General features: G+C 42.2%; 12 protein-coding genes. 8 read left to right on the forward strand and 4 right to left on the reverse strand.

Going from position 1 to position 12,297, the window contains the following annotated elements; all coding sequences use genetic code 11:
* Positions 1-11: 11 nt before the first annotated feature.
* From PDL71_RS10270 to PDL71_RS10290, 5 genes are all read left to right on the forward strand, one after another.
* The gene (locus PDL71_RS10270; RefSeq protein ID WP_407520635.1) at positions 12-899 is read left to right on the forward strand and encodes a DUF4397 domain-containing protein; all 888 of its coding nucleotides are present in this window, start codon (positions 12-14) and stop codon (positions 897-899) included.
* Between the two features lie 21 nt (positions 900-920).
* Positions 921-3,746, forward strand: coding sequence for a TonB-dependent receptor domain-containing protein (locus tag PDL71_RS10275; protein ID WP_407520637.1), 2,826 nt, complete (start codon positions 921-923; stop codon positions 3,744-3,746).
* Positions 3,747-3,847: 101 nt separating this feature from the next.
* On the forward strand, positions 3,848-5,017 hold the full coding sequence (locus PDL71_RS10280) for a putative sugar nucleotidyl transferase (protein WP_407520639.1): 1,170 nt from the start codon (positions 3,848-3,850) through the stop codon (positions 5,015-5,017).
* A gap of 8 nt (positions 5,018-5,025) precedes the next feature.
* The gene (gene tpiA, locus PDL71_RS10285) at positions 5,026-5,787 is read left to right on the forward strand and encodes a triose-phosphate isomerase (RefSeq protein WP_407520641.1); all 762 of its coding nucleotides are present in this window, start codon (positions 5,026-5,028) and stop codon (positions 5,785-5,787) included.
* Entirely contained in the window at positions 5,788-6,255 is a 468-nt protein-coding gene (locus PDL71_RS10290; protein WP_407520643.1) for a hemerythrin domain-containing protein, read from the forward strand.
* Between the two features lie 2 nt (positions 6,256-6,257).
* Here PDL71_RS10290 and PDL71_RS10295 read toward each other — a convergent pair whose 3' ends face one another.
* Together PDL71_RS10295 and PDL71_RS10300 are read right to left on the reverse strand one after the other, a co-directional pair.
* A complete protein-coding gene (locus PDL71_RS10295; RefSeq protein WP_407520645.1) occupies positions 6,258-7,229 on the reverse strand; it encodes an L-threonylcarbamoyladenylate synthase in 972 nt (323 codons plus the stop codon).
* Positions 7,226-8,203 (reverse strand): ion channel, encoded by a 978-nt coding sequence (locus tag PDL71_RS10300; RefSeq protein WP_407520647.1) that lies wholly within the window; start codon positions 8,201-8,203, stop codon positions 7,226-7,228. Before PDL71_RS10300 ends, PDL71_RS10295 begins: the two co-directional genes overlap by 4 nt.
* Before the next feature lie 106 nt (positions 8,204-8,309).
* On the opposite strand from PDL71_RS10300, the gene PDL71_RS10305 reads away from it, so the two are divergent.
* The 3 genes from PDL71_RS10305 to PDL71_RS10315 are packed head-to-tail and all read left to right on the forward strand — an operon-like array spanning position 8,310 to position 11,487.
* Complete coding sequence (locus PDL71_RS10305) at positions 8,310-9,602, forward strand: polysaccharide biosynthesis C-terminal domain-containing protein (RefSeq protein ID WP_407520649.1); 1,293 nt, start codon at positions 8,310-8,312, stop codon at positions 9,600-9,602.
* Positions 9,603-9,615: 13 nt separating this feature from the next.
* Positions 9,616-10,335 (forward strand): class I SAM-dependent methyltransferase, encoded by a 720-nt coding sequence (locus tag PDL71_RS10310; protein WP_407520651.1) that lies wholly within the window; start codon positions 9,616-9,618, stop codon positions 10,333-10,335.
* Positions 10,336-11,487, forward strand: coding sequence for a glycosyltransferase (locus tag PDL71_RS10315; protein ID WP_407520653.1), 1,152 nt, complete (start codon positions 10,336-10,338; stop codon positions 11,485-11,487).
* Here the strand turns inward: PDL71_RS10315 and PDL71_RS10320 are convergent, their stop codons facing one another.
* Both PDL71_RS10320 and PDL71_RS10325 read right to left on the reverse strand, forming a co-directional pair.
* Positions 11,488-11,745 carry an acyl-CoA-binding protein gene (locus PDL71_RS10320; RefSeq protein ID WP_407520655.1) on the reverse strand — a complete coding sequence of 86 codons (258 nt, stop codon included), beginning with the start codon at positions 11,743-11,745 and terminating at the stop codon, positions 11,488-11,490.
* A gap of 35 nt (positions 11,746-11,780) precedes the next feature.
* A complete protein-coding gene (locus PDL71_RS10325; RefSeq protein ID WP_407520657.1) occupies positions 11,781-12,293 on the reverse strand; it encodes a GNAT family N-acetyltransferase in 513 nt (170 codons plus the stop codon).
* Positions 12,294-12,297: the final 4 nt, after the last annotated feature.

Consider the following 12,297-nt stretch of genomic DNA (forward strand, 5'->3'; position numbering starts at 1 on the left):
AATTCTGCTATATGAGAAAATTCTCCACATTTTCAATACTGGTGCTTTGCGCATCAGTTTTTCTGATTGCTTGTAATAAAGCCGATGATTTCTCTACTCAACAAGCCCGGATATTGGTGGCCAATGCAACACTTACGGCTCCTTTGGTGCCATCTGCTGCAAATCCAACCCCCAGTCCGCTGCCCACAGCAGGTCCTGCTTTTGATGTGAGATGGGATGGTCAGTTTATTATTCCAAACATTATTTATGGTGCGGCCAGTATCACAACGGGTTCCTCCCTTACTTCCGTTTCATCAGCACAGTTTGTAACCGCTAACTATGCACAGGTTAAAAACGGAACATTCGGGTTGAACTTTTCTGCTGCCGGGCAAGGTGGCGGCGGTGGTGTAACCATTTACGATCGCCCTGTTACGTTAGCTCCTGCACGCAGCTATACAGCCGTAGCTTTTGACTTTTCTCTTCTGTTCCGCACATTGCTGATGGAAGATGATTTGAGTGCTCCTGCTGCCGGCAAGGTAAAGGTTCGTTTTATTCACGCTATTCCACAAACTATTCTCAATTCTGTTCCCCGTAAGGATACAATTGACATTACTGCAACCGGTGGTACTACTGCAGCCCCTTTAAATAATGTAGCAGTTTTCCCTTTAAGAAATTTTGCTGATGCTGCTACTAATACACGGTTCCATCAATTTGCAGTTTTGGATAGTGGCCGATATAACATTGGTGTAAGAGTTGCCGGAACTCCGGGTACCGCACCTGCAACAGGCTTGCTTGGTTTATTTCCTAACCTGAGATTGGTTGAAGGTAAAATTTACACAATCATTGCCCGTGTTAATGTACCGGGCTTGGCTACCAACCCTCCGTCACCTGCTGCAATAACAATTGTTACTCATAACTAATCCATCCTCAAATTATAAAGTATGAAAAAGCAAATTCAAATAGTATTTCTGTTCCTCGCAGCGGTATGCTTTAGCATGGCAGCGCAGGCACAGACCATTGTTTCAGGAACGGTAAAGTCCAAAGCCTCCGGTGAAACGCTTTCTGCTGTTTCTGTAAGCATCAAAGGAACTACAAAGGGTACTTTTACAGATGATAAAGGAAACTTTAAAATCTCAGTTGATAAATTCCCTGTAGTGCTGGTGGTTTCCTCAGTGGGTTTTGAAGATTATGAAATCTCCGTGCCTTCTGCCGGTTATATTGAAGTAAGTTTAAATACCAAGGCAGCTTTTGGCCAGGAAGTGGTGGTTTCTGCTACCCGTGTGGCTACGAGAATTCTGGAATCTCCGGTTTCTATCGAACGCATCGGTGCTACACAACTTCGTGAAACACCTCAGGCTTCTTTTTATGATGCTGTTCAAAACCTGAAAGGTGTTGACTTTGTACGTTCCGGTTTAATTTTCGGTACGGTGGGTACACGTGGTTTTAATGGTAGTGGTAACGTTCGTTTCAACCAGTTTACGGATGGAATGGACAACCAGGCTCCCGGTTTGAACTTCTCCGTAGGTAACATTGTTGGTTTAACAGAACTGGATGTAGATAATGTGGAATTACTGCCCGGCGCTTCTTCTGCTCTTTACGGAAGTGGCGGTATGAACGGTACCTTACTTATCAACTCAAAAAATCCGTTTAAGCACCAGGGCTTAAGTTTCCAGGTAAAGCAAGGTTTGATGCATGCCGATGGCAGACAAAGACCGGCTGCTCCTTATTATGACTGGAACTTCCGTTGGGGTAAAAAGCTTTCTGAAAAGTTTGCATTCAAAATAGCCGGTCAGTACCTGCAGGCGCAGGATTGGCAGGCCAATGATTTACGTAACTATGATGTAGTAAACGGTACCACCGTTTTAGGCGACCGTAATAAACCCAGCTATAATGGTGTAAACGTTTATGGTGACCAGATCGGTTCTACACCTCCTATTGTAAACATTGCTCCTCTTGCCAGGGGTGGTGCTTTCCAGGCAGTGTATGCACAGGCATACCAGGCTGCTATCAGCCAGGGTGCTCCACCTGCTGTGGCTGATCAAATTGCCCGCCAGCGTGCAACTGATGCTGCTAATTTTCTTTTTGCAACCCGCAGCGATAGTATCGTAAGCCGCACCGGTTATGCCGAAAGAGATGTGGTTGATTACAATACTTACAATATTAAGTTCAATGGTGGTTTGTATTACAAAATCAAACCTAACCTTGAGTTATCATTTGTAGGTTATTGGGGTGCTGCTACCACCGTTTATACAGGTGCTGACCGTTATTCATTAAAAGATGCGCAGATCGGGCAGTATAAATTAGAACTCAAAGGCGATAACTTCTTTGTAAAAGCATATACTACCCAGGAAAATGCGGGTGATTCTTATGCAGCTACCATTCTTTCATCTCAAATGTTACAACGTACTTCTGAGAGTCAAACACAATGGTTCCCAACTTATATTCAAACATTTGTTGGTGCACGTCTTGGTGCTATTCCAACCTTCCCAGGTGTACAATTTTCGGAAGACCAGGCGCATTTCTTTGCCCGTCAGGCTGCAGATGCAAACCGCTTGGTTCCCGGCACTCCTGCATTCAAAGCATTGTACGACCAGGTGCGTCAGATCCCCATTTCACAAGGTGGCGCCCTGTTCCTTGACAAGACAGATATGTATGTTGTAGATGGTATGTACAACTTTAAAAAGATTACATGGGCTGAAGTACAGGTAGGTGGTTTGTTCCGTCGTTTCTCTCTGAACTCAGAAGGAACTTTGTTTACTGATACTTTAGGTAAGCGTATCGGCATTAATGAACTGGGTGGTTATATCCAGGTTCAAAAACAAGTGAACGATTGGTTGAAGATTACCGTAGCAGGACGTTATGATAAGAATACCAACTTTAAAGGTCGCTTTACTCCAAGAGCTACAGCAACTATTAAAGCTGCGAAAGACAATTTCTTCCGTCTTTCTTACCAGCAGGCTTATCGTTTCCCCACTACACAGAACCAATACATCAACCTGCCGCTTGGTACACGCAGCAATATGCTCATCGGTGGTTTGAGGGACCTGTGGAATTTCTACAACTTTGATAACAACAGAGTGTGGGATAGTGCAACAGTTGGAAGAGCAGCCCGTGGGCAAGGACCAGCTTTATCTGCCTCCAATGCTTTCAATTACAAAGAGTTTAAAGCAGAGTATGTAAACTCATTCGAAATTGGGTACCGTGGTGTTATTGCTAAAAAAGTATTGGTTGATGCTTATGCATTCTACGCTATCTACTCTGACTTTATTTCTACTGCCATCCTCGTACAAAATCCCGGCACTGCTAACCAGCGTACTTTTGGTATGCCGGTAAATGCTGAGGGTACTGTAAAAACTTTTGGATGGGGTGCCAGTATTGATTGGAAAGTGTACAAGAACTTTGCCTTCAACGGTAACGTTTCTTACAACGAACTGCAGGATGCTCCTGCCGGTCAGTTAGCCTTCTTCAATACTTCACCCTGGCGTTATAACATAACACTTGCTAATAATAAGTTAAGCAAGAACATTGGTTTCTCTGCTACTTACAGATGGCAATCTGCCATTGAGCGTTGGGAGTCAACCTTCCTGCAAGGACCCGTTGATGCCTTTGGTGTACTGGATGCACAGGTTACCTTCAGAATACCCAATACAAAAAATGCATTCAAAATCGGTGCTAATAACCTCCTCAACAAATATTACAGAACAGCTTATGCTAACCCCGATATCGGAGGTCTGTACTATGTGAGCTTTGGTTACAATATTTTCTAATCAAATCTTTCCCGATATAAAATCCCTCCGCCTCAAGTGGGGGGATTTTTTTTGAAATTAAATAACGGGTGTTTGATTGAATTGAAAGATATTTGAACTGCATGCGATTCATCCTCTTTGATACAGCAACCGCCAGGAAGGGTTTATTTCCTTTTTCATTGATCCGCCCGTTGGCAGATATCCGTTGTGGTATGCTCACAGCATGGGAGCGCTGGCAACGCTTGCTGCAAATGCCGGCTGAAGTATTAACTGAAAACTATCTGCAGCATTCGCTTTCAGAAAGAATTGATACGTTTCTTTATGTAGATGCCACGCTTATACCGGATGAAACACTGGTGCATGCCATCCGTTCACTTAAGTTGAATGAAGGTTTAATGGAAGGGCACCGCATACTGGCATTTACTTCATCAGTTGAATTGTCTTACGGATTTACAGCGGCCGATTGTACAGAAGTCAACTTTAAACCTCATATTGCACCGGTTCAGTTTCTGGACTATGCACATCAACTTCCTTTTTTATCTGCCCAACTTTTGCCGTTTGATTTTCAATTGGTAACGGCCGGAAGATCATCGCAACCCATATCACCCACCAATCAGGTACTTCACCCTGAACGTGTGTTTGTGGAAGAAGGTGCTGTTATGGAGTATTGTACCATTAATGCAAGTGATGCTTATGTGTACATCGGAAAGAATGCGCTCGTAATGGAAGGAGCCCTGCTTCGTGGTTCTGTGGTAATAGGAGAGCGCTCTGTTGTAAAAATGGGTGCTAAAATTTACGGTACCACAGTTGCCGGTCGTAATTGTGTATTGGGAGGAGAGATAAAGAATACTGTATTTTTTGATTATTCAAACAAAGCACATGATGGTTATCTGGGTGATGCGGTTATAGGCAGTTGGTGTAATTTAGGAGCCGGTACCAGTGCATCCAATGTAAAAAATACTGCCGGTGAAATCAAGCTATGGAATCCGTTGCTGCATCAATGGATTCATGCCGGTACCAAATGCGGTGTAATGATGGGTGATTATTCCAGAACCTCTATTAATACCATCCTCAACACCGGTACGGTTACAGGCATCAGTTGCAATATTGTAAGCAATGGATTTCCTCCAAAGTACATTGCTTCCTTTACCTGGAACACTGAAACCAAAGAACATTATGTGCTTGACAAAGCATACAATGATATCCGTAACTGGATGCAGATGAAACAACAGTTCATGACAGAACAGGAACAATCGATTCTTCAATATATTTACAACCACTTAAAATTTTAATGAAGCTTATGCGCAAACAAATTGCAGCCGCCAACTGGAAAATGAATCTTACTTATGCACAGGGAGAACAACTGGTAAATGATTTGCTCAGTCAATCATCAGTGCCGGAGTCCAACCGGGAAGTAGTTTTGGGAGTTCCTTTTCCCTATCTCTCCATGGTGGCTCAGAAAATAAAAGGACATCATGGTTACAGTGTAGCCGCTCAAAACTGTTCACAACACAAAGCAGGCGCCTATACAGGCGAAACATCGGCTGAAATGCTTACTTCCATTGGTGTACAATATGTAATTCTTGGTCACAGTGAGCGAAGAGAATATTTTTCTGAAAGCAATCAATTGCTGGCTGATAAACTCAACATTGCTTTAAGCTATGGTTTAACACCCATCTTTTGTTGTGGTGAGCCATTGAGCATTCGTGAAGCAGAAACGCAAAACAGTTTTGTAGAAACACAGTTGCGTGAAAGTCTGTTTCATTTAAGTGCAGAAGAATTACAGAAGCTTGTCATTGCTTATGAACCCATCTGGGCCATTGGTACGGGTAAAACAGCAACTGCTGATCAGGCACAGGATATGCATGCACATTTACGTAGTGTACTGGCTGCACAATACGGAGCAGAAGTTGCCAATCGTATTTCCATCCTGTATGGTGGTAGTGTAAAAGGAAGTAATGCGGCTGAAATTTTTAGTAAGCCGGATGTGGATGGCGGTTTGGTAGGTGGTGCTTCTTTAAAAGCGGATGAATTTATACAGGTGATCAATGGATTGAAATAAATGAAACGTGATACAAATCTGCAACCGCTGTCAAGGCAACATCACAATGCCCTGATGGCGGTTTTGCTTTTGAAGAAAGGTGTACAGAAGAAAGCAGAAGTACAGGTGATGCAGGATTTTATTCTTACTGTATGGAAAGATGAGCTGCAAACTCATTTTGAAGCAGAAGAAAAATGGCTGCCTGCTGCAACCGATGAACCTGTATTAAAATCCATACATGAACGTATGTTGCAGGAGCATGAAGTGATACGAAATTATATTTATCAGTTCTACACCACACTTACATCCCATCAAACGATACAAACGTTTTATGAGTTATTGGAACAACATGTGCGGTTTGAGGAGAGAGAATATTTTCCTGCACTGGAACAATCTTTAACAAGTGACGCATTAGCATCAATCGGGCAACACCTAATTGAATCTGATGCAAAGAGTTGTGCTGATTTTCCTGTGAATTTCTGGGAATGATTTTATTTCATGATAAACTGTGCACGCTCCAGCCGGTCGTTGATGGCGGCACCTAATCCTTCACCAGGCAAACGTTCTGCTATTAACACATCTGCCTGCATTGCATCTGCAGCACGAAGCGTTTTGAATAAATGTTTGGCTGCTTCTTCCAAACTTCCATTTTCTGAAAGAATCAATTGTTGTTCCTTTGGCAACGAAGGATGATAGTTTTTGAAATTAATACGTATTACTTTTTTATTGCTGAAAGCTACCGGTAAATCATCTGCTGCATGCAGGTGGAGTGGAGTAGTGGTTGCATAATGACTTTTCAACTGTCCGGGTGCATCCGGGTTTTCAGTGATGGATTTTTTAATCCTTAGTTTTTGCTGTAACACTTCTTCAATGGCTTCAACAGGAATACCACCAAGCCTGTACACTTCGGGTTGCTGTTGTTTATTCCAGCCAAGGATGGTTGATTCTACACCTACACCACATTCGCCACCATCGAGTATGTATGGAATTTTTCCATGCAGGTTATCATACACATGTTGAGCACTGGTAGGACTCACATAACCTGATGGATTGGCGCTGGGTGCCGCCAGGGGAAACGATAACTGCTGCAACAGTTGCAGGGTAAGGGGATGATTAGGAACACGAAGTGCCACACGGTTACTGCCTGCGGTTACTAAATCAGGAACGGTTTCTTTTTTATCCAGCAACAGGGTTAAAGAGCCGGGCCAGAAAGCGGTAGTTAATTGTTGGGCTTCAACCGGTAAATTGTTTACGTATTCACGTGCATGTTCTAAAGAAGCAACGTGGAGGATTAAGGGATTGAAACGGGGTCTTTGCTTCACCTCATAAATCCTGAGTACCGCATCTTCACTCAAAGCATTAGCGGCCAAACCATAAACCGTTTCTGTAGGGATGGCCACTACTTCGCCCTTGTTAAGCAGTTCAACAGCTTTTTTGATATCCGTTCCGATAACCGTGTTCATGGCTGCAAATCTACAGGAAGCTTTTCAGGATGATAACTGTTGATCTTGTTTAAGTGCAGGAGTGTGGAGCTTTTATCTTGACTGGGCTCATACATCATGTCAAATTTTGCTCCGTATATGAATTCATTATAGGTATATGAACTGCGGCTTACCACATTGTTTGCATATTCCTCATCATACCCCGTTACAAAAACAAGCAGCTCCGTTTCTGTTTCTTCAAAATCTTTTTGCGTAAACTGGTAATAAGGACTTTTTTCGTTGATGGGGTGCACAATCGTCCAGTTGGAAGTAAGTGTATTGGCTTTTGATAATTCCAGTTCAAGACTGTAAAAATTGTTACGTCTGTTTCCATTTTCATCTGATAGTTTGACAACCGCTGTTACTTTTACTTCAACATTGGTTAGAAAATGATTTTTATAAGGAGCAAAACGGAACATCAACGCATAACCATCCCTGAACGGGCTGAAGAGTGCATACTCGCTGAAGAGGATATACGGTTTGGGTTGCGAAAATCTTCCATATAATAAACCGGTAGCTAAAGCAAACATCATAAGACCGGTTAAAGCTTCAAAAGATGCAACCGCATTAGCCGTAAGTGAAGAAGGATATAAATGACCGTAGCCGACTGTAGTTAGAGTTTGAGCACTGAAAAAAAATGCTTCCCAAAACTTACCCGTATAAGACTGTTGCTCCATTCCTCCTAATTGTTCTACCCCTATCCAAAAGAAGATAGTAGCAAAAACAAGATTTACAATGAGGTAAGTAAGTCCTACGATCAATAAAAATTTCCAGCCGGGTATCTTCAACATAAATTGATAAACGCTGAAGCTTTTATAAAAAGCGATTCCCCTGAATTTGACATTGGGCTTGCCGTCTTTTGCAAAAAAGCGTCCGCCGCCCTGGCGGCTGTCAACATTTAAACCGGTTTCTTTATTTTCCTGGGCGTTTCTGCTGATGCGGAAGGATCTGGCCATAGAGTGATTTGCCTGTAAATCTAACAAAATAAGTATTGCAGAAGGCTTTTTAAAATGGGGTGATAACGATTAGTTACTACATTTATCCCGTAATCAAAACCTCTGCATGAACCTCAGCCGACTGTTTGCATCAAATTTATTATGGAGAGGTACGTACCTGTTTACTTCGCTGCTGGTTACCATTTTTCTTTCCAGGTATTTGCAGGCCTATGCCATGGGCTGGTTGTTTTATTTCATCAGCATTCTTACATTTTTGTTTATGGCCTTGTCGTTTGGAATTGATTCGGCCATTACCTACCTCGTATCAAAAGGTGCAATAGATACAGGACGGATGCAGGTGTTCATCTGGTGCTGGGTGATCTTTATAACCATTGTAACCGCTGCGGGTGCCGTCATTTATTTTCAGAAGGGGAACGAATGGGCATCGGCTACACAACTTGCCGGCATGACCGTTTTGTTTGTAAGCGGCAATCTCATTATTACATTCTATAATGCACTTTTTTATTCAAAACATGAGTATAAACTACCCAACGTTGTATTCATTGTTGTAAATATTTTTTTGCTTTTATTATTACTCAAGCCTCAATGGTTTCAATTAAGCGCTTCCCGTTTTATCTTTCTATATTTCTGTTTGTACCTGTTACAGGGTTTGATGGTGGTTTTATTGTTTAACCTCAAGTTCAGTCATCGTTACCTGTTACAGTTCCCTGCAAAAGATCAAAGACAACAATTATTCCGCTATTCACACCTGGCTTTTTTTGCAGGCTTGTTGTTTTACCTGGTAACACGTGTTGACTACTGGTTGATTGATTATTTCATTGCTGATAAAAATGCATTGGGTAATTACATACAGGCATCAAGGCTGGTGCAATTGTTTCAACTGTTGCCCGCCATACTGGCTGCCGGTATTTTTCCTATTGCAGCATCCGGCTATACGGTTCAAATGCGGGAAGGAATTTTAACTCTGTCAAGAATAATTATCTTACTCTATATTCTGTTGTTGGTGATCATTGTTGTCGCCGGCAGGTGGTTGTTTCCCTTTTTATTCGGCAGCAGTTTTAATACCATGTATGGTGTGTTTTTATTACTCATACCCGGTTTGCTGGCACTGTCGCTTCTGGCATTGATGGCAGCTTATTTTGCAGCTATCAATCAAATCAAAAGAAATATACAGATTTCCATTGCAGGATTACTTGTTATCATCGTTACCAATCTTTTTTTAATTCCTTCAGCAGGTATTTATGGTGCGGCTATTGCCAGCAGTGCAGGTTATCTTGTTTGTTTTGTGATGGCGTATCATTATTTTGCAAAAGAAGGAGCCATCCGTTTTACGGATCTGTTGTTCTTCCGGAAAAAGGATCTTCAATTCATAATGGATTTATCGGGCAGGATTCAATAATCCTCATCAACACATGAAGAAGCTTAAATGGATATTTATATGGAGCGGATTGCAACTACTGAAACGGGGAATGCATTACCGCATCAGTGGCGATCAGGAACGCTGGTTAAAGCCCTTCCCATCAGCCGGGTTGGTAAACCGTAAACAGTTTATAACGGATTACTGCCGTAATAAGTCAGTACTGCATATTGGTTTTGCTGATGCGCCTTTTACAACCGAAAGGATTCACCAGCAAGCATTGTTACATTCACAACTGAAAGAAATTGCCTCGTCTTTGTACGGGTTAGATACCAATGAAGAAGCTGTAAACCAATACCGGGCATTAACCGGTGATGAAAACGTAAGCATTGTTCCTCTCAGGGAATGGAAGCAGGAACAAACCTCGTTGTATGCATTAGTTCTGGTTGGGGAAGTGCTGGAACATATTGCATCACCATCTGAATTTATAACTGAATGTGCCGCAGTTCTGAAACCGGGGCAGGAGTTATTGATTACGGTTCCTAACTATACATCATTGGATAGTATGGCTGCATCTCTGCATGCTACAGAATCAATACATGAAGATCATCACTGGTATTTTTCACCCTATACCTTACTCCGTAAATTTGAACAATCAGCATGGCAACTGAAGCAGTTTGCTTTTGGTGTTTACGGAAATAAGCAGCCTAATTTTATACAGCGGCAATTTCCTGCAACCGGCGATTGTATCATTGCTGTTTTTAAACGAAAATAAATGAACGTACTCCATATTGCCAGTTGGTATCCTCACTCAAAAGATCCCTTTGATGGCGATTTTATTGAACGTCATTTAAAAGCTTTGTCCCTGCACATGCCTGTGCATGTAATACATGTAGTGCAGAAGTTTCACTTGTTGGAAAATGAAACAACAAGAACAGAAAACAAAACTGATGGAAGGCTTACAGCTGAAATCCATTTTGTGCCTTTGCCCGGAATCAAAAACAGGTTACTGCAAAAATTACTTTTTACCCGTAATTATAATAATACACTTAAGAAAGCAATTAAAGCTTATATATTCAAAAACGGCAAACCGGATCTTGTGCATGTGCATGTGCCTGTAAAAGCAGGTTATGGTGCTTTATGGATGAAGCGGAAATGGGGTGTACCTTTTGTAGTTACGGAACATAGTTCAGCTTACTATGATCATATTGAAGACAGTTACTTTGGAAACAGCAGTTATTTTAAACAGATAACCAGGCTAAGTTTTCAAAAGGCTGCAGCCGTAAGCTCTGTTTCTGAATGGTTGTTAAAGCGGTTGCAGGAGTTGTTTAACATCAGCCGCACAAAACTTATCCGTAATGTGGTTGATACCAAACTGTTTTATCCGCAGACAGCAGATCGGCAACAAAAACGTTTTATTCATGTATCAATGATGATGCCTTTAAAAAATACTGAAGGCATTGTAAATGCATTGCACATATTGTTGCAAAAGAACAGTGATTGGGATTTTGTTTTTGTGGGACCTGCACCTGATACTTTAAAACAGAAGGCGGCGTCCTTATCAACCCGTGTTCGTTTTACCGGCGCTTTAGCATATGAGCAGGTAGCTGCAGAAATGCGGCAGGCAGATGCGTTGGTGCATTTCAGCCGTTATGAAAACCTGCCTTGTGTGGTAAATGAAGCTTTGTGCTGTGGTTTAGCTGTTATAGCTTCTGATGTGGGCGGTATCAGCGAACTGGTACATGCCGGTAACGGATTACTGGTGCCCGATAATAATATCCAGGCACTGGCAGATGCGATGCTTTACTATCTGCAACATACCCATCAATACAACCGGACAGCCATCAGCAATGAAGCATCGGTTTTCAACTACAATACTGTAGGGTTACAACTGAAAGAAATGTACGGGCAACTGCTCCGTAAATAATTATCCCCTGAGTTTATTAATCAGATCAATATAATCCTGCATGGCTTTTTCTTTTGGTGTGCCTTTTAAAGCTTCCCATGCTTCATATTTGGCTTTTGCTACAAAGTCAAAAGGGTTAGAAGGGGGCTCAGCATTTACATCGCCTTCGCTGGCCTGTTTGTAAAGAGAGTAGAGTTGAAGCAACGTATCGTTGCTGGGTCTTTCGCTCAGCGATTTGCTGGAGGCTACGGCGTCTTCAAATTGTTGCACCAATTCCATAATCAGTAAGTTTTGGCGAAAATAAGGTAAAGATTTTAAACTGCTTTTTCAAGAACGGCAAATTCCAAAGGCTGCAAATGTTTGCCGGTAAGACCATCTTCCGCAAAAGGTTTTCGCTCTCCTGTATCCCGGTAGCCATACCTGCAGTACCAGTCAATCAACTCTTTACGTACTGAGATGACATGCATATAAATAGTAATACAACCGCTGTTACGGGCATGAATTTCAGCAGCTTCGAGCATTTGTTTGCCGATGCCCTTGCCTTGCAAATGAGGCGCTACGGCAAACATTCCAAGGTAAATGCAGGAGCCCTGCTGCTGCAGGTTTACGGTGCCGATAATGGTTTCGTTTTCATCACAGCATTTTAAAATAACACTGCCCGGTTGCTCCATTACTTTTATCACAGACGCCTCATCTGTACGCACATCACCGGCTATTAAATCCGCTTCGGTTGTCCAGCCCTGCCGTGAGGTTTCGCCCCGGTAAGCAAGGTTGAGTAGGTGAACGATGTAGGGTACATCTTTTTTTACAGCTATACGTATGGTCATCTTA

Origin of the sequence: Lacibacter sp. MH-610 (assembly GCF_045780045.1) — a bacterium.
GTDB lineage: Bacteria > Bacteroidota > Bacteroidia > Chitinophagales > Chitinophagaceae > Lacibacter.